The sequence below is a fragment of the Bacillus sp. DWP3-1 genome (genome assembly GCF_049896565.1).
Lineage (GTDB): Bacteria > Bacillota > Bacilli > Bacillales > Bacillaceae > Bacillus.
This window is the reverse complement of sequence record NZ_JAFCUN010000001.1, coordinates 832,133-849,956: the sequence shown is the minus strand read 5'-3', so window position 1 is coordinate 849,956 and position 17,824 is coordinate 832,133. Positions and strand designations below refer to the sequence as shown.

The window sequence follows — 17,824 nt, the reverse complement described above, 5'->3', positions numbered from 1 at the left end:
TAATATGGGGCAAAGACGGAAAGTCATTTTAGTGACAGACGGAGATATATATGCTGCCAAAACCATTGAGCTTGCTGCTAAAAACGTCGGTGGACGATGTATTTCCAGCTCAAAAGGAAATCCAAGCAAACGGACAGGGCCTGAACTTGTACAGATGATTTTAAAAACGCCGTATGATCCAGTGTTTGTCATGTTTGATGACTCTGGCCTGACAGGTGAAGGAACAGGAGAGACAGCGATGAAGCATGTGGCGCGTCACCCTGAAATTGAAGTCATAGGAGCGATCGCCGTTGCATCCAAAACGCATCAAGCTGAATGGACAAAAGTTCATGTTTCCATTGACCGGGAGGGTGAACTGACAGAATACGGTGTCGACAAGCATGGTCTTCCTGAAATGGAGCCTCATAAAATGAGCGGGGATACAGTGTATTGTCTTGACTCGCTCCATCTTCCGTTTGTTGTTGGGATTGGAGATATTGGCAAAATGGGACGTAAAGATGATCTGAGCAAGGGATCTCCGATCACAATGAAAGCAGTTGAATTAATTTTAGAAAGGAGTGGTTTCCATGAAGAAAGACAAGGTAAACGTGTACCGAGACCCGAAGAAAAATGAAGATTACTTCAAGGAAAATGTCGGAATGGGTCTCAGCTTTGACCTTGGCGTGCGGAAAATTTATATACACGATCAGGAAATCCAACTTTACTATGTAAACGGACTGTGTGATACACAGTATGTCATCTACTTATTAAAAGAGCTAATTGAAATCAATGACAACGAACCTGAATCAGATGATCTGGCACGTGTGGTCGAGAACCGTCTAGTCAATCAGCAGGTCTCGAAGGTTGAAACGCTCGATGAAGCGGTAGACCAAGTGCTGTCGGGGCTTGTGGCAGTTGTAGTAGAAGGTGAAAACTACGCATTTATCATTGATGTCAGAAGCTATCCTGGCAGAATGCCAGAGGAGCCGGATACAGAAAAGGTTGTCCGGGGCGCAAGAGACGGCTTTGTTGAAAACATTATTGTCAATACAGCGCTCATACGAAGACGGGTGCGAGATGAAAAACTGAGATACAAAATGCTCAAAGTAGGCGAACGTTCGAAAGCGGATGTATGTGTTTGCTACATTGAAGATATTGCGGATCCAGATCTTGTCGATATCATAGAGAAAGAAGTATCAGGAATCAAAGTCGATGGGCTGACGATGTCTGATAAAACGATTGAAGAATTCATTATTAAACAAGGATACAATCCCTTTCCCCTTGTACGCTACACCGAGCGTCCAGATGTCGCCGCTAACCATATACTAGAAGGTCATGTCATCATCATTACGGATACATCTCCTAGTGTCATCATTACGCCAACCACCATTTTTCACCACGTTCAGCACGCAGAAGAATACCGCCAGGCACCTGCAGTTGGTACGTTCCTAAGATGGGTACGCTTTTTAGGCATTTTATGTTCAACGTTTCTTTTACCGATTTGGTTTCTGTTTATCCTCGAACCAAGTCTTCTGCCGGATCATTTAAGCTATATTGGCTTTAATAAACCTTCTCATATCCCGGTCATATTACAAGTATTCCTTGCTGATTTTGGGGTGGAATTTTTAAGGATGGCAGCGATTCATACGCCAACCGCTTTGTCGACCGCCATGGGGCTGATTGCGGCTGTTTTAATTGGACAAATCGCCATTGATGTCGGTTTATTTACGCCAGAGGTCATCTTATACGTCTCACTAGCGGCTATCGGGACATTTACAACGCCAAGCTATGAGCTGAGTGTCGCCAATAAGATTGTACGACTCATCATACTAGCACTCGTGGCGATCTTTAAGCTGAATGGACTCATCATTGGTTTTACGTTGTTAATCATATATTTAACATCCATACGTTCATTGCAGACGCCTTATATGTGGCCGTTTCTTCCTTTTAATGGGAAAGCTTTATGGCAAGTGTTAATTCGGACGTCTGTTCCTGGCTCAAAAGTAAGGCCAAGCATCGTTCACCCTCAAAACAGATCAAAAATTCCGCCAAATTCTTAACGCTCATTGAAAGTGGCTGAAGATTGTGATATTGTATTTTTAACTTTGAGAAACGGCAAAAGGCAGCTCACGCAGCTGTCTTTTTTCAGCCGAGGCGGAGAAAGAGGGAATGACATTGTATTTACACGGCACTTGCAGACAAAATGAACTCGGTCATTTAGAAATTGGTGGTGTTGATGCCGTTTCTTTAGCTGAAACGTATGGGACACCACTTTATGTATATGATGTGGCTTTAATACGGGAGCGTGCAAAAAGCTTTCAAAAAGCATTTATAGAAGAAGAGTTAACAGCGCAGGTAGCATATGCGAGTAAAGCATTTTCCTCCATCGCCATGTTTCAGCTTGCCAAGGAAGAAGGATTATCTCTTGATGTCGTATCAGGAGGGGAGCTTCACACAGCCATTTGCGCCGGGTTTCCGGTAGAAAAAATTCATTTCCATGGCAACAATAAAAGCAGGGAAGAATTGAAAATGGCGTTAGAGCACGAGATCGGCTGTATTGTCGTAGATAATTTCTACGAAATGAAGCTCATTGAAGAGCTTGGTCAAGAGCTGTCAAAACAGGTGAAAGTGCTGCTCCGTATTACACCAGGTGTCGAAGCGCATACACATGATTACATTACAACAGGCCAAGAGGATTCCAAATTTGGCTTTGACCTTCACAATGGACAAGCAGATGAAGCGGTGAAACAAGTGCTTGGATCAGAAGTGATCGAGCTTTTAGGCGTTCATTGCCATATCGGTTCACAAATTTTTGATACGGCTGGTTTTGTCCTTGCAGCAGATAAAATCTTTTTGAAGCTAGATGAATGGAGAGAATCATTTGGTTTTATTTCGACCGTGTTAAACTTAGGCGGCGGCTTTGGTATCCGTTATACAGAAGAAGATGAACCACTTCCTGCGACAGAATACGTCGAGAAAATTATCCAAGCTGTAAAAGAGAACGTAGCCCGCTATGAGTTTGATATGCCGGAAATTTGGATTGAGCCAGGCCGCTCTCTCGTTGGAGATGCAGGGACAACGCTTTATACGATCGGCTCATCAAAACATGTACCTGGCATTCGCGATTATGTTGCGGTAGATGGGGGAATGAGTGACAACATTCGTCCAGCTTTATATCAAGCGAAATATGAAGCGGCAAGTGCCAACAAAATGAGCCAAACGCATGATCAAACGGTTTCCATTGCAGGGAAATGCTGTGAAAGCGGAGATATGCTCATTTGGGATATCGATTTGCCAGAGTTATCACAAGGAGATTTATTAGCTGTCTTTTGTACCGGAGCTTACGGCTACAGTATGTCAAACAACTATAACCGCATCCCGCGCCCGGCTGTTGTATTTGTAGAAGACGGGGAAGCGCAGCTTGTCGTTGAACGCGAAACATATGCCGATATTGTCAAACTTGATTTACCGTATCAATCAAAAGTGAAATCATCTACGTAAAAAAGCTGCCTGATGTACAGGCAGCTTTTTATGATGACTTATTTTCCTCCAGTAAATACAGAGACGATTGCGTTCCAAATGGAGACAAAGAAATCCCAAATCTTTTGAAGAAGGTTTTTCCCTTCATCTGATTCTATGAATTTCGTAATCTTGTCTTTTGCTTTATCGATTTGAGATCCTACTTGGCTCCAATCGATATTGATGTTCTTCATTTTATCGAATAGTGAAACAAGCTGATCCTTTTGATCTTGCGTTAGATTTAAGTTTAAATCAGAAGCAGCCTGATCCACTTTTTCTTCTACTTCTTTTGTTGTTTTAGGGACACCATTTTTCGCAATGTCATCCTTGATTTTTGCAATAAGGGCAGAAGCATTGTCTTTCCCGATGGAGTCACCCAATTTAGAAGTTGTCACAAGCTCTTCGTTTGCTACCTGTTTCACATCTTCTGGAATGGCTTTGTCGCTTGACACTTCATAGGCTTTTAATAGACCCGTCAGTGCGGCTGTACCAGAAACTTCAAACGGCGCAGTCACGACAACCTTGGCATCCTTGACACCGGCTGTCATTAAAGCATTTAAATACATCTCATCTGTAATGGTCTTGATGTTATGTGTATCCACAGTCAGACCAGTACCTGATTTTTCAATGGTGATAGATGAAGATGATAATGCTCTCGTCCCGATAGAAGAACGAGGGATATACTTTCCTAAATATTCATGCTCTTCTTTATTGGTTACTTCAATTTTTGTCGCATTTTCAGGTGGATTCAACTCGTCAAGCACCTTCTGGCGATCAGCCGGAGTTAAGTCTTGCCCAAGTGTGACGATGACATCGCCGACAGCTGCATCCGCTAAGCTGACTTTTGGCGCACCAATTAGGAAAAGGAGCGCTGCCATCATACCAAGCATTGATTTTTTAAACATGTTGACCTCCTTCAAGTCGAAAGGGTTCCTCTTTCAAGAGAAACTCATCTTTTGAGCACACGTAAAGAAATGCACTCCATCATATAGACGTAACAAATCGATTCGACGTTTCAATTTTCTTTTTAAGATGTTTTCCTTTTCCAATATAATGAAGACATGTTGCACAGTCTGTCATCAATTTAATAGGAAAAAAGGATCAAGCTCTTCTATTGTATCAATCCTAAGAAAAGAGGTAAATCACAATCAAAGAGCAGGGGATGTTTAACATCACCGAAAATGTGCTATAATGAGCGTTGTTTAACCTGAAAGGAGAATGTGAAAAATGGCGAAAAAAGGATACATACAACTAACGAATGGTAAGAAAATTGAGTTTGAACTATACCCAGAGGCTGCTCCAGGTACAGTAGCAAACTTTGAAAAATTAGCGAATGAAGGCTTCTACGATGGATTGAAATTCCACCGCGTCATCCCAGGCTTCGTAAGCCAAGGCGGCGATCCAAACGGTAATGGAACTGGTGGTCCTGGTTACACAATTAAATGTGAAACAGAAGGGAATCCACATCAACACGAAAGAGGTTCATTATCAATGGCGCATGCTGGTAAAGATACAGGCGGCAGCCAATTCTTTATCGTACATGACCCTCAGCCGCATTTAAACGGTGTTCACACTGTTTTTGGCAAAGTAACATCTGGTATCGAGGCTGTTCTAGATATGGAACAAGGCCAAGGTATGGAAAAAGTCGAAGTTGTCGATGCTTAATCCAAAACACCGCTTAATCGCGGTGTTTTTTTATGTTAAATCTGATTTTACGGTTATTTGTTCCGTAAGGCGGTAGGTGATAATCCAATACAAAAGGGCAATGGCACTGACAGAGGCACCAAATAAACATACCCCGATCCAGCCATCGTTTGCGTATATGCTGGTTGAAACAATAGAACCAGTCGCACTGCCGATGGAGTAAAAAATCATATAAGCAGCAGTAAGCCGGCTTCTCGCCTCAGGCCGAACAGTGAAAATCATACTCTGATTGGTCACGTGTACGGCCTGCACAGATAGGTCAAGAATGATAATACCAATGACTAATGCAATAAGTGAATGCTTAACCAAACCGATGAAAAACCATGAAACGAGCAATAGGACAAGGGCAATGCAGGTTGTGAACTGTCCTAAACCTCGATCAGCAAGACTCCCAGCCCGAGCAGCACCTAATGCTCCGGCTACTCCAGCAAGGCCAAATGCGCCAATAGCAGTATGTGAAAGAGAGAATGGCGTGGTACTGAGGGGCAGCACGAGCGAAGTCCATAACGTACCAAACACAATAAAAATAAGAAGAGCCAGAATTCCACGGATGCGCAGGATTCGTTCTTGTCTGAACAATGTAAACATTGAACGAAGCAGGTTTGCATAGGATAATGACTCTCTTTCGCTGTCATCACCCGGGAGAATTCGGAACAACACGCCAGTTATGATAAGCATCATAATGGCAGAAACTAGGTAGACTGACCTCCAGCCGGCGAGATCGGTTAGTACACCAGCAAACGTTCGTGCGAGAAGAATCCCGATCACGATTCCACTTTGCACCAAGCCAACAATACGACCGCGCTCTTCTGGAGCGGCCCAAGTCGCTGCGAACGCTACGAGTACTTGAGTGACCACAGCAAGCAGTCCGACCACAGCTAATCCTATAAAGAGGACGGTGACGATAGGAGCGATGCCGACTAGAATGAGAGACAACACGGATAAAAGCATCTGACCAATGATGAGCCGGCGTCTATTCAATAGATCACCAAGTGGTACTATCAGTAGCAGCCCCAGCGCATAACAAAGCTGAGTAATCGTAATGACCATGCCAATGGATGAATAGGTGATACCAAATTCGGATGCGAGGGAGTCTAATAACGGTTGTGCAAAGTATATGTTTGCAACTGCCATCCCGCAGGCTATCGCAAACAGCAGTGCCATATAGCGAGTCATCGTTGATCTCGGTTTGATTGGTAAATGAGTCGTTTCCATATCAAGATGTTCAATGGAAGTGATTTTTTCTTTCACCATGCATTTCATCGTCTCCTTTTGTACTAAAAAGTATAATATACTGGTCGGTATATTATGATTCCTGTTAAGGATAACCAACAAAACGTTTTAAAGTCAAGACTTTGATACAGTTAATTGATGCTGATCTTGAGAGGGTAAGGCAATTTGACATTAGTACGTCAATAAAATAAAATTATAATGTACTGATTGGTAACCAAATAGAGAATAATATCAAGAAATAGATGGCTGACTTTGTGAAGAAATTTTATTGTTGAAATGAGGAATTGCTGATGGTTCGACAACGGGAATTTGATAAGGAAAAAGCGTTGGATGAGGCAATGGTGCTTTTTTGGGAAAAGGGGTATAGGGCCACTACATTAAGCGATTTGACTGCAAAAATGGGAATACAGCGGCCAAGCTTATACTCAGCTTTTGGAGATAAAGAGGAATTATTTGAGGCCGCATTACGCAAATATACAAAGCAGCATGCTGGCCATATTCGAACAAAACTTCAAAGCAATCTTTCTGCAAAGGAAGCATTTCATGCATTATTTGCAGATTTAGTAGAAGAGGAATATAGAGATGGTCCGAGTAAAGGATGTTTTTGCATCAATACAATAGTGGAACTTGCGCCACACGAAGAGAAATTTGAAATTCTTACAAGAGAGCATCAGATGTATCTTTCGGTCATTTTTGAAGAAAAGATTGTTCAAGGTATTCGCTCGGGTGAGCTCGAAAGCAGTCTGAATGCTAAAGCTTTAGCACAGACACTGGTCGTTTCTTTCATTGGACTTACCGTCCTCATGAAATCTCGTCCAGAGCGTTCATTTGTAGATCATTCTGTAGCGACGATACTTTCCATATTGAAATAAACAGTCTACGTGGAAAACAGTCAATATAGGGAAAGCGTATTTTGATCAAGCTATCAAAACACGCTTTTTCTTTTAGGACAGTTATGGACAGAACTCGATTTTGTGATATGATAAGAGAACAAATATTCGCATTTGTGGGTGTCGCCACATTCAACTGAAAAACAGAAGTCAATGCAAATTAAAAAAGCGTGTTTCATGCTGAAAGAAAGCAGGAGATAATTTGAAACCATTAACAAAAGAAGAAAAAAATCAAATGATGATTGCCATTCAGCGTTACTTTGCCGAAGAACGAGAAGAAGAGATTGGTGAATTAGCAGCCATTAATATACTAGAATTTATCACAAAAAATCTTGGAAGTTACTATTATAATCAAGGGGTTCGTGACAGCCGGAACATTGCTGTTCAGAGATCGCAATTGTTAGAGGAAGATCTATTCGCACTCGAAAAAAGATGATCATCAATGGTGTGCGCCCTACTAACGGATAAAGAGGAAAGAGACCCCCTTAATAAAGAACGCATATTCGTATCATATGTAATGATGAAAAGGTGGAACCAAAGGTCCAACTCAATCGTTATATAAGTAACCATTAATGGAAATCAGCTTTTTTGGTTTTATTTCATCAAAAGAAGGAATAAAACATACAAATAGGCGAAGTGCAGATGATGGAGGTTCTAAATATGGGGAAAATTAAATTGAAAATTGCCGTCTTATTTGTTTTACTGCTTTGTTTAGGCGCAGGTTATTTATACATGAATGGCATGAAAATTGAAGATGTGCCAACAGCCATTGGTGAAAGCTTAACAAATAATGATAAAGATTATACCATCTATGAATATACCATTACGAAAATTGATGGAGATGAATATTACGGTCAAGCAAAAAACGGCACAAAAATCATTTTTAATGGAAAGAAATTCGAAGATGATGTGGCCGACTTGAAGAAAGGCGATCGTATTAAAGCCTACTTTAGTAATGAAAAAAGAATAGATGGACTTATAAAAGTAGTAAAAGTCGTTAATTAACAAGTCTCCTTTCCTATAAGGAGACTTTTTTTGTGAGAAATCTTGATTGTTGCATTTGACAACAAGGATCGCTATAATAGCCCCTAAGGACAGCTAAATATCGATTGTATCCTTCGGGGCAGGGTGAAAATCCCGACCGACGGTAATAAAGCAAATGCTTTACAGCCCGTGACCCGTTAATTTATTAACGGTTGATTCAGTGAAAAGCTGAAGCCGACAGTGAAAGTCTGGATGGGAGAAGGATAAAGAAAGCTATGAACGAAAAATATTTGTTGATCATAGTTTTATTTCTGATGCAAAAAAGCCAAAGCCCCGGAATTTTTTCCGGGGCTTTCTGTATGTACATGTAGTTAATAGACCGGCATGCAGTGTTTATTAGGTGATCCCTCATCTACCTTGTATGGACCTTAAAAAGCGACGAAGGTGCTCAATCGATCACATGTCCCTAACATCGCTTTTTTATAAAGTGAGAAATACAAATGAAAAGAAAGGGAGGATCACATGTTTACGGGGATAATTGAAGAAGTTGGCACCGTACAGTCATTAAGTAAAAAGTCAGCAGATGCCATGGAAATTGTCATTAAGTGCAGCCGTGTGCTAGAAGATGTTCACCTTGGAGACAGTATTGCGATCAATGGTGTATGTCTTACAGTCACAAGCTTTACAAAAGCACAGTTCGCAGCAGATGTGATGCCAGAGACGGTCAAAGCGACATCACTGGATCAGCTGACATCAGGCAGTCCAGTGAATTTAGAGCGGGCCATGTCCTCGAATGGACGATTCGGCGGCCATTTTGTCTCAGGCCATGTTGACGGAACGGCAGTCATTACCCGAATAGAAAAGAAAAGTAATGCCATTTACTATGATTTGGAGATGGACAAGACCCTCACAGATATGCTCACGCAAAAGGGTTCGATCGCAATAGATGGTGTCAGCTTAACCATTTTCGATTTGCAAGATTCACACGTCACAGTCTCTATTATTCCTCATACGCTTGAAGGAACTATTTTCCCGACTAAATCTATGGGAGAGATTGTGAATATAGAGTGTGACATGATCGGCAAATACATTTATCGCTTTTTAACAAAAGAACAAGGCGAAAAGCAGCCATCCCGATTGACCCCATCATTTTTAAAAGAGCACGGATTCTAGGAGGCGATTGTATGTATCATTCAGTAGAAGAAGCAGTATATGCTCTAAAAGAAGGAGAAATCATTATTGTAGTGGATGATGAAGACAGAGAGAATGAAGGAGATTTTGTGGCACTTGCTGAGCATGCCACGCCTGAAGTTATTAACTTTATGGCTTTACATGGAAGAGGCCTCATTTGTACACCGGTCCATGCGTCGATCGCCAAACACCTGAACCTGCATCCAATGGTAGAACAAAATACAGATGCACACCATACAGCGTTTACAGTGAGCATTGATCATGTGACAACGACGACTGGTATTAGTGCTTTTGAGCGCTCTGCGACCATGCTTGCCATGTTAAATAAAGACGCAACACCAGAAGAATTTGCCCGCCCAGGTCATGTGTTTCCGCTCATTGCAAAAGAGGGCGGTGTACTAGAAAGACCAGGTCATACAGAGGCGGCGGTAGATCTTGCGAAACTGGCAGGTTCAGAGCCAGCGGGTGTCATATGTGAAATTATGAATGTAGATGGCACAATGGCGCGCGTCCCCGAACTAAAAGAGATCCAAAAACAGCACGGTTTAAAGATGCTGACAATAGAAGCATTGCAGACCTATTTAAACAATAACGAAACAGCAACTATCGAAACAAAATAAAAATCACAAAAAAGGATGATCAACATATGAATACAATACAAGGGCATGTAGTAGCAGAAGGACTAAAATTTGCAATCGTCGTCGCGAGATTTAATGACTTTATTACAAGTAAACTGCTTGACGGAGCAGAAGATACATTGCTCAGACACGGAGCAAACGGTGACGATATTGATGTCGTGTGGGTACCGGGTGCTTTTGAAATTCCGTACATGGCAAAAAAACTAGCTGAAACAAAGAAATACGATGCCGTCATTACACTAGGAACCGTAATCCGGGGCGCAACAACTCACTACGATTATGTTTGTAATGAAGCCGCTAAAGGAATTGCTCAAAGTGCCATGTCAACAGGAGTACCGATTATCTTTGGTGTACTAACAACAGAATCCATTGAACAAGCCATCGAAAGAGCCGGCACAAAAGCTGGAAATAAAGGCAGCGAATCGGCTGCAGCTGCCATTGAAATGGCGAATCTCAATCGAACCTTTCGTTAATTTAGTGAAAAAGAGTTTAAAAACGGTATAAAAATGTTTATAATGTGTGATGAGCAAATGATTCGTGAGACATTTGCTGGACATTAGGATAATTTGAATATTGAGGGGTATATATGTTAATTCGTTATAAGAGGTCTTTTGAAAAAATTGCCATGGGGCTACTCTCCTTCATGCCGGGTGAGAAAGACGTCAAACAGCTTCAGCAGACGATGAAGTCATATGAAATGGATGAAAATCGGCAGCTGTTCCTTTGGAAAGATGGCGAGGATATCGTAGGTGCCATTGGTGTGTTGAAAACAGACGACCAAGTACAAATCGAGCATATTAGTGTGAATCCATCCCATCGAGATCAAGGAATCGGCAAGGAAATGGTTTTAGCCGTGGAAGAGGTATTCAAAACCAAAACACTCATTCCAAATGAATTAACGCAAGGCTTCTTTCATAAGTGTCACAGCGAAACAAATTAAATATCACACATGTAAAAGCAGAGGCTACAGTCCTCTGCTTTTTTTACGTTCGATCTGCTTTTTTCGTTCAAGCAATACATCTGTCCGGTCACGCAGTCTATGTTTTTCGATCAAAAATGTGTGGGATAAGTTGCTCTCCTGTCCAAAGGTCAGTCCTTCTTTTTGAGCCATTTCTTGGCATAAAGAAAGAAGCGCTTGATCTTTGATCGGGAGCAACACACTTTCGTAGGGCATGTCTTCATTCATTTTCTTCTTTAGCGTTCTCAGAAGTATGAGAAACGCCTCATCATCTAGACCGAGGTTCGCTAATACGGGCCGGTTTGCTTCCAGCAAGTGGAGGCTGTTTGAAATGAGCCGTTTTGCCCCTTTTCCATTTCCCCGTCTTTGATGATACAAAGCAACGGCAAGCTGAATGAAACCAACCCAATATTCTTTGCGCTGCTCAGGCGGGTCTTCCTTCCAATATTCCTCAAGAATTTCATGACACTCAAAATAATCTCTTGTCGTATGAAATTCATGTAAAAAAGCCACGTACGCTTCAGGATACACAGTGGTCATCTCCTTTTCCACTCTCAGTCTAACATATTGAAAAGAAAAGAAGAAAGAGCGCCCTTCGTGAAAGGACGCTCTGTTTCTTTAATAAACCCAAGCCGCGCCAACGATGATCAGCAAGATGAAAAGCACGACAATAAGCGCGAAACCTCCGCCAAAGTTATAGCCATCTCCCATAATGATACGGCCTCCTTTTTCATCAGTTCTGTTTTACAATGGTATTCTATGTATAAATGCCCTGAGTGGTATGGGCGAAACCACTGTTTTTCTTGTTTTGCCTAGGACATCATGGTCGAAATTATATTGGACGAGAGCTTTATCCTGTCTTATACTAAAGGTTAGCCGGTGAAACGGTACTTAGAAGACAGTAGAAATGGTGAGAAAAAAATGCTGGAATATCAGGTGAAAATAGATTCGTTTGAAGGTCCTTTGGACTTACTTTTACATTTAATCAACCGGTTGGAAATCGATATTTATGATATTCCCGTTGCTAAAATTACGGAGCAGTATTTATTATATGTCCACACAATGAGGGAGCTTGAACTTGATGTGGCAAGTGAATATTTGGTGATGGCTGCAACCCTCCTGAGTATTAAAAGCAGAATGCTCCTTCCGAAACAAGAGGAAGAGCTATTTGATGAAGACCTGCTCGAAGAGGAAGAGGACCCTCGAGAAGAGCTGATTGGCAAATTGATTGAATACCGCAAGTATAAAAATGCAGCACAAGAACTAAAGGAACGCGAGGAAGAAAGGCAAAATGCCTTTACAAAACCTCCGAGTGATTTAAGCGAATTTGCAAAAGAATCGGAAGTGAAGGACACAAACTTACATGTCACGGTGTATGATATGTTAGGTGCGTTCCAAAAGGTATTGAACCGAAAAAAAATAACGAAACCAGCACCATCTAAGATTACAAGACAAGAAATCCCGATTGAAGACAAAATGAATGAGATTATGAACCATTTAAGAAAAACGAAAAAGCGGACCAATTTCATGACTCTATTTCAACATGATCAAAAGGAGCACCTTGTCGTGACGTTTCTTGCTGTTCTCGAATTGATGAAAAGTCATCAAATCATGTTAGAGCAGGAAGGAAACTTTGAAGACATTTATATAATAGGGAGTGAAACGATTCATGACGCTTGATATCGTGAATTGGAAAGCCATCATAGAAGCGCTGCTGTATGCAGCAGGTGACGAAGGCTTAACAAAAAAACAGCTCATGTCTGTTCTTGAAGTAGAAGAGGCAGCATTACTCGACATGATGTCTGCCGTAAAGGAAGAATATCAAAAACAAGAACGAGGGATTGAGCTCATTGAATATGCAGATTCATATATGCTGCTGACGAAAAAAGAATACAGCATTTATTTGAAAAAATTAGTCGAGACCCCATCCAAAGGTTTGTCACAGGCAGCGCTTGAGGTACTCGCAATCGTTTCTTATAAACAGCCGATCACACGCAGTGAGGTAGAGGAGATCAGAGGAGTCAAATCAGAGCGGGTGCTTCATAGTTTAGTAGCCAAAGCACTGCTCTGTGAAGTAGGACGTGCCGATGGCCCGGGGCGAGCGATTCTTTATGGGACAACACCTACCTTTTTAGAGCAGTTTGGCTTAAAGGCCTTGGATGAATTACCTCCGCTGCCAGAGAATGTGGAAGCAGATGGTGTACAAGAAGAGGCTGATCTTTTTTTTGAAAACTTCAATCAAACATTCGAAGAGATAAAATAGTTCAAAAGAATTAAAAATGTATGATAAAATATAAAAAAGATTTTAGGTCTAACATCTATTGATGTCAGATAAAATGGTAATAAAGCCATGAGGGGAAGGTAAACACGAAACAAATGGCACATATGAATGTAAAGGCTCAAGTTGATCAAGCAGGCGTCTTTTTATCAAAGGTTGCAACTGAAATGAATGGTTTTCTGAACGAAGCTACCTTATCAAGCATGAAACGATTAAACCCTGAAGCGGAAGCCTATTATTGTGACATATTGAGTACATTACGGAAGCTTGCAGTGTACAGCGAGGATGCAGCGGCAGTTTGCAGGAAAATCAGCCAGCAGCAGACATTCCCTCAGCAAGCCGCGCAGCAGACGCTTCACCGTATTTATCATCAATGTATTGAAGAATTTTTTACGCCGAAAAAGGATACATGGTATGAAGACAGCCGTTCCGCGTATACAGGAAAGGGCAGCATTGTTTTCCACCATGAAGTATCCGCTGATATGAAACGATTATTTTCTTCATTAGAAAACGATTTTTTAGCGATGAGAGAAGAGCTAGAATATACGACATCTCATCAGCAAATGAAAATGGTATAGCAAGAGGAAAAAGTGTCTCTACATATAGAGACGCTTTTTTTTATGGACGAGGCATCATAACTTTTTAAGGCGCGCATACACTTGTACAAAACGGACAAGGACGTGAATGAACATGCCCTATTTAAAAATTGGAACAGCAGTCCTTCTTCTATTTACACTCTTACTGCCTTTTTCCTCACATGCCAAAGCAGACATATCATTATCTGTGAGTGCAAGAAGCGCCATTTTAATAGATGGACAGTCAGGCAGAGTCCTATTTGGAAAGGACGAGCATGAAAAAAGGAGAATCGCCAGTATTACGAAAATTATGACGGCGGTATTAGCCATTGAATCAGGAAAAATGAAAGACACCGTCAAGGTATCAAAACGCGCGATTCAAGCAGAGGGCTCATCGCTCTATTTAAAAGAAGGGCAGAAGGTGAGTTTAGAAGACTTGACGTACGGGCTTATGCTGCGTTCTGGAAATGATGCAGCTGTTGCCATTGCAGAGCATGTGGGCGGCAGCTTAGAAGGATTTATTTTTATGATGAATCAAAAAGCGTCTGAACTAGGAATGGAGAATACAAATTTTCAAAATCCGCATGGACTCGATGATCATAAACATCATTATTCATCAGCCTATGACATGGCCATTTTAACAAAATATGCCATGGAGCATAAACAATATCAAAAAATTGCGGGCACGACTTTCTATAAAGCGAAAACGATGGAAGGCTATTGGAAAAATAAAAACAAGCTCCTCACTGGTTTATATCAATATTCAACTGGGGGGAAAACGGGATATACGAAGCTTGCAAAACGCACACTTGTCTCTACAGCTGCAAAAGGGGATGCGGCGCTGATCGCTGTGACCATTAATGCGCCAGATGATTGGAAGGATCATATCTCTATGTTTGAATATGCATTTGATCACTATAAAACGTACGTACTTGCTGAAAAAGGAAGACTCGCTTCGTTAAAAGGAACCTTTTACGAAAAAAAAGCATTTATCAAGCGTGATGTGGACTATTTTTTAAATGAAGATGAGAAAAAGCTAGTGGAAATTGAAACGGAAATGCTTACCCCTCAAAAGAAGTGGGAAAAAAACGCCGAAGCCATCCCGGATGTTGTAGGGAAAATGACATTTTTATTAGATGGCCAGGTGATCGAGCAAGTGCCGATTTTTTATGAAAATAAACGAAATCGAATGCCTCAAAAAAGCTTTCAAGAAATGTTTAAGTCTGTCTTTCAGACATCTATAGGCGGATCTTCATGGTCAATCTAATTTGGGTATTCCTCACTGTCATCGGTCTTGTCTATGCGATGTTCAACGGAACGATGGAGGAAGTAAACGAAGCTGTATTTAAGGGCTCAAAAGAAGCAGTTACCATTTCAATTGGTCTGATTAGTGTCCTCGTTTTTTGGCTCGGACTGATGAAGATTGCAGAAGAGGCAGGTTTGTTAAATTTCTTTAGTAAATTGTGCCGTCCCTTTATTTCAAAGCTATTTCCGGATATTCCGCCTAACCATCCCGCAATGGGGTATATTTTGTCCAACCTTATGGCGAATTTCTTTGGTCTCGGGAATGCTGCTACACCGCTTGGGATTAAGGCAATGGAGCAGATGAAAGCATTAAACGGCGGAAAAAATGAGGCAAGCCGGTCCATGATTACATTTTTAGCGGTCAACACATCCTCTATCACACTTGTGCCAACAACCGTCATTGCGATTAGAATGACCTATGGTGCAGATCAGCCAACAGACATTGTAGGCCCAACCATTTTGGCAACACTCATTTCAGGAATCGGTGCAATTCTCATTGATCGCTATTTCCACTATCGCAGAAGCAGGCGGGGGTGATCTCGTGTCATTTATTAACTGGCTGTCACTTGCTTTGATCCCACTGATCATCGCAGGAATTTTGATTGCGGGAACCATTAAAAAGGTACCGACCTATGAAACATTTGTCGAGGGCGGGAAAGAGGGGATTCAAATTGCCTTTTCAATCATTCCTTATTTAGTCGGCATGCTTGTGGCCATTACGATATTCCGTGCGTCTGGTGCGCTTGACTTTGTCATGGGACTGTTAAAACCTGTGTTTACAGCGATCGGCTTCCCGGCAGAAGTGGTGCCGCTTGCGTTTATTCGTCCGATATCTGGCACGGCCGCACTCGGGATGACATCAGACCTCATTGCGACATATGGACCAGATTCTTTTATCGGACAGCTCGCAGCTGTCATGCAAGGGTCAACAGATACCACCCTATACATTTTAACGGTCTATTTTGGAGCAGTCGGTATTAAAAAGATGGGGGATGCGCTGAAAGTAGGACTGTTAGCGGACCTCATTGGAATCATTGCATCTGTCATCATCGTCAGTTTGTTATTTAGCGGCGCCTAATGAGGCGCTTTTTTGTATTTCGTGGATGGAAAATCGCTTTTTAGCTGAAATTAGACAGACGAATCGCTTATTTTTCCACGAATGCTTGTTTGTTTTAAGTCAAGCAAGTAAGATAGTACATGAGGTGAAAGACAAATGGAACGTTTACAGAAAGTAATTGCACATGCCGGCGTCGCTTCTAGACGAAAGGCAGAAGAATTAATTAAAGAAGGACGAGTTACCGTTAATGGTCAAACAGTGACAGAGCTCGGAGTAAAAGTGGGCTCTTCAGATAAAATTGAAGTCAACGGATTAAAGCTTGAAAGAGAAGAACCGGTTTACTTTATGCTTTATAAACCGCGCGGCGTCATTTCAGCTGCTGAGGATGATAAAGGACGTAAGGTCGTCACAGATTTCTTTGATGACGTCCCGCAGCGCCTTTATCCAATCGGCCGCTTAGATTATGATACGAGCGGTTTGATTTTAATTACAAATGACGGGGAATTTGCCCATAAGCTCATGCATCCGAAATATGAAATTGATAAAACGTATGCAGCGAAGCTAAAAGGCATCCCATCAAAGGAATTGCTTAGAAAGCTAGAAAAAGGGATCATGTTAGATCATAAAAAGACAGCACGTGCTCGTGCCAAAATGCTTTCTATCGATAAACGAAAGCAGACATCTATCGTTCAATTAACCATTCATGAAGGCAGAAACAGACAAGTGCGCCGCATGTTTGAAGCGATCGGTCATGATGTGTTAAAGCTAAAAAGAGAGCAATATGCGTTCCTTCATATTGAAGGCATGAGACCGGGAGACCGCAGAGAATTGTCTCCGCATGAAGTCAAGCGCCTAAGAGCGATTGCAGATCATGGGAAAAGCGCTTTTTAATTTTCACATAAACTTCAAAAAATGAAGAAGCATCAAAAGAAGGAGAATGCTATAATTTACCTGAATGTCTATGGGGAAGGGGTACTTCAGATGAAGAAAAGACGGTTTTTCATACGGACGGGCATTCTCCTCGTGATGCTTGCTGCACTTTGTTATACGATGTATAACTCAGTATTTGCCAAACAGGATCAAGTCAAAGAAGGATCTATTGCGCCAAACTTTGTCCTTCAATCAGTGGATGGGGAACGGATTGAATTAAAGGAATTAAAAGGCAAAGGCGTCTTCCTTAATTTTTGGGGGACCTGGTGTGGTCCGTGTAAACAAGAATTTCCTTACATGGCAAATCAATATGAAGTATTCAAGGATCGCGGTGTGGAAATTGTTGCAGTCAATGTTGGGGAATCCAATATTGCCGTGAAAAATTTTATGGAAACCTATGGCGTGAATTTTCCTGTTGCGATGGACAAAGATCGTCAAGTGACAGAGGCATATGATATTACGCCGCTGCCAACCACATTTTTAATTAATCCTGAAGGCAAGGTAATCAAAGTCATAAAGGGAACCATGACAGAACGTAATGTCTATGAATATATGAATTTGATTAAACCAAAGGGGTCATAGA

General features: G+C 41.6%; 22 protein-coding genes, 1 pseudogene and 1 riboswitch. Of the genes and pseudogenes, 19 read left to right on the top strand and 4 right to left on the bottom strand.

What is annotated here, in order from left to right; all coding sequences use genetic code 11:
- The first annotated feature begins 4 nt into the window (after positions 1–4).
- From ACP7A0_RS04345 to lysA, 3 genes are all read left to right on the top strand, one after another.
- Positions 5–613 carry a stage V sporulation protein AE gene (locus ACP7A0_RS04345; protein ID WP_106031043.1) on the top strand — a complete coding sequence of 203 codons (609 nt, stop codon included), beginning with the start codon at positions 5–7 and terminating at the stop codon, positions 611–613.
- Positions 567–2,039 carry a spore germination protein gene (locus tag ACP7A0_RS04340; protein WP_034661136.1) on the top strand — a complete coding sequence of 491 codons (1,473 nt, stop codon included), beginning with the start codon at positions 567–569 and terminating at the stop codon, positions 2,037–2,039. Before ACP7A0_RS04345 ends, ACP7A0_RS04340 begins: the two co-directional genes overlap by 47 nt.
- A 115-nt stretch (positions 2,040–2,154) precedes the next feature.
- Positions 2,155–3,480: a diaminopimelate decarboxylase gene (gene lysA / locus ACP7A0_RS04335; protein WP_060596764.1), complete on the top strand. Its 1,326-nt coding sequence runs from the start codon at positions 2,155–2,157 to the stop codon at positions 3,478–3,480.
- A 38-nt stretch (positions 3,481–3,518) separates the two neighbouring features.
- Here the strand turns inward: lysA and ACP7A0_RS04330 are convergent, their stop codons facing one another.
- Entirely contained in the window at positions 3,519–4,403 is an 885-nt protein-coding gene (locus ACP7A0_RS04330) for a DUF1002 domain-containing protein (RefSeq protein WP_034661133.1), read from the bottom strand.
- Between the two features lie 322 nt (positions 4,404–4,725).
- Here ACP7A0_RS04330 and ACP7A0_RS04325 point away from each other — a divergent pair, with 322 nt between their 5' ends.
- Positions 4,726–5,163 carry a peptidylprolyl isomerase gene (locus ACP7A0_RS04325; protein WP_008359679.1) on the top strand — a complete coding sequence of 146 codons (438 nt, stop codon included), beginning with the start codon at positions 4,726–4,728 and terminating at the stop codon, positions 5,161–5,163.
- A 30-nt stretch (positions 5,164–5,193) separates the two neighbouring features.
- On the opposite strand, the gene ACP7A0_RS04320 is transcribed toward ACP7A0_RS04325, so the two are convergent.
- Positions 5,194–6,456: an MFS transporter gene (locus tag ACP7A0_RS04320; RefSeq protein WP_060596763.1), complete on the bottom strand. Its 1,263-nt coding sequence runs from the start codon at positions 6,454–6,456 to the stop codon at positions 5,194–5,196.
- 269 nt (positions 6,457–6,725) lie between these two features.
- Between ACP7A0_RS04320 and ACP7A0_RS04315 the strand changes: the two genes are divergently transcribed.
- The 7 genes and pseudogenes from ACP7A0_RS04315 to ACP7A0_RS04285 all read left to right on the top strand — a co-directional run bounded on the left by ACP7A0_RS04315 (position 6,726) and on the right by ACP7A0_RS04285 (position 11,078).
- A complete protein-coding gene (locus tag ACP7A0_RS04315; protein ID WP_426004365.1) occupies positions 6,726–7,307 on the top strand; it encodes a TetR/AcrR family transcriptional regulator in 582 nt (193 codons plus the stop codon).
- A gap of 220 nt (positions 7,308–7,527) precedes the next feature.
- Positions 7,528–7,761, top strand: coding sequence for a DUF2164 domain-containing protein (locus ACP7A0_RS04310; RefSeq protein WP_003215556.1), 234 nt, complete (start codon positions 7,528–7,530; stop codon positions 7,759–7,761).
- A gap of 224 nt (positions 7,762–7,985) precedes the next feature.
- On the top strand, positions 7,986–8,330 hold the full coding sequence (locus ACP7A0_RS04305; protein WP_034318777.1) for a hypothetical protein: 345 nt from the start codon (positions 7,986–7,988) through the stop codon (positions 8,328–8,330).
- 105 nt (positions 8,331–8,435) lie between these two features.
- Positions 8,436–8,577: riboswitch (FMN riboswitch) on the top strand.
- A 254-nt stretch (positions 8,578–8,831) separates the two neighbouring features.
- Complete coding sequence (ribE, locus tag ACP7A0_RS04300) at positions 8,832–9,482, top strand: riboflavin synthase (RefSeq protein ID WP_060596762.1); 651 nt, start codon at positions 8,832–8,834, stop codon at positions 9,480–9,482.
- A gap of 11 nt (positions 9,483–9,493) precedes the next feature.
- Positions 9,494–10,099, top strand: a pseudogene (gene ribB / locus ACP7A0_RS04295) (3,4-dihydroxy-2-butanone-4-phosphate synthase); the annotation flags it as partial.
- A gap of 47 nt (positions 10,100–10,146) precedes the next feature.
- Positions 10,147–10,611, top strand: a complete 465-nt coding sequence (gene ribH / locus ACP7A0_RS04290; RefSeq protein ID WP_060596841.1) for a 6,7-dimethyl-8-ribityllumazine synthase — start codon at positions 10,147–10,149, stop codon at positions 10,609–10,611.
- A 113-nt stretch (positions 10,612–10,724) separates the two neighbouring features.
- The gene (locus ACP7A0_RS04285) at positions 10,725–11,078 is read left to right on the top strand and encodes a GNAT family N-acetyltransferase (RefSeq protein ID WP_003215830.1); all 354 of its coding nucleotides are present in this window, start codon (positions 10,725–10,727) and stop codon (positions 11,076–11,078) included.
- A 24-nt stretch (positions 11,079–11,102) separates the two neighbouring features.
- Here the strand turns inward: ACP7A0_RS04285 and ACP7A0_RS04280 are convergent, their stop codons facing one another.
- Both ACP7A0_RS04280 and ACP7A0_RS04275 read right to left on the bottom strand, forming a co-directional pair.
- Entirely contained in the window at positions 11,103–11,627 is a 525-nt protein-coding gene (locus tag ACP7A0_RS04280) for a DUF309 domain-containing protein (protein WP_034661127.1), read from the bottom strand.
- An 87-nt stretch (positions 11,628–11,714) separates the two neighbouring features.
- Entirely contained in the window at positions 11,715–11,807 is a 93-nt protein-coding gene (locus ACP7A0_RS04275) for a YjcZ family sporulation protein (protein WP_012010430.1), read from the bottom strand.
- A 210-nt stretch (positions 11,808–12,017) separates the two neighbouring features.
- Between ACP7A0_RS04275 and ACP7A0_RS04270 the strand changes: the two genes are divergently transcribed.
- The 8 genes from ACP7A0_RS04270 (at position 12,018) to resA (ending at position 17,823) form a co-directional block, all read left to right on the top strand.
- Positions 12,018–12,776: a segregation/condensation protein A gene (locus ACP7A0_RS04270; protein WP_034661986.1), complete on the top strand. Its 759-nt coding sequence runs from the start codon at positions 12,018–12,020 to the stop codon at positions 12,774–12,776.
- Positions 12,766–13,359 carry an SMC-Scp complex subunit ScpB gene (gene scpB / locus ACP7A0_RS04265; protein ID WP_034661126.1) on the top strand — a complete coding sequence of 198 codons (594 nt, stop codon included), beginning with the start codon at positions 12,766–12,768 and terminating at the stop codon, positions 13,357–13,359. Before ACP7A0_RS04270 ends, scpB begins: the two co-directional genes overlap by 11 nt.
- Before the next feature lie 113 nt (positions 13,360–13,472).
- On the top strand, positions 13,473–13,952 hold the full coding sequence (locus tag ACP7A0_RS04260) for a YpuI family protein (RefSeq protein ID WP_034661124.1): 480 nt from the start codon (positions 13,473–13,475) through the stop codon (positions 13,950–13,952).
- A 112-nt stretch (positions 13,953–14,064) separates the two neighbouring features.
- On the top strand, positions 14,065–15,216 hold the full coding sequence (locus ACP7A0_RS04255) for a D-alanyl-D-alanine carboxypeptidase family protein (protein WP_060596760.1): 1,152 nt from the start codon (positions 14,065–14,067) through the stop codon (positions 15,214–15,216).
- On the top strand, positions 15,204–15,791 hold the full coding sequence (locus ACP7A0_RS04250) for a nucleoside recognition domain-containing protein (RefSeq protein ID WP_012010425.1): 588 nt from the start codon (positions 15,204–15,206) through the stop codon (positions 15,789–15,791). Before ACP7A0_RS04255 ends, ACP7A0_RS04250 begins: the two co-directional genes overlap by 13 nt.
- Before the next feature lie 4 nt (positions 15,792–15,795).
- Positions 15,796–16,332 (top strand): spore maturation protein, encoded by a 537-nt coding sequence (locus tag ACP7A0_RS04245; protein WP_003216139.1) that lies wholly within the window; start codon positions 15,796–15,798, stop codon positions 16,330–16,332.
- Between the two features lie 135 nt (positions 16,333–16,467).
- Positions 16,468–17,202, top strand: a complete 735-nt coding sequence (rluB, locus tag ACP7A0_RS04240; protein ID WP_034661122.1) for a 23S rRNA pseudouridine(2605) synthase RluB — start codon at positions 16,468–16,470, stop codon at positions 17,200–17,202.
- Between the two features lie 90 nt (positions 17,203–17,292).
- Positions 17,293–17,823, top strand: coding sequence for a thiol-disulfide oxidoreductase ResA (resA, locus tag ACP7A0_RS04235; protein ID WP_060596759.1), 531 nt, complete (start codon positions 17,293–17,295; stop codon positions 17,821–17,823).
- The last annotated feature ends 1 nt before the right edge of the window (position 17,824 follow it).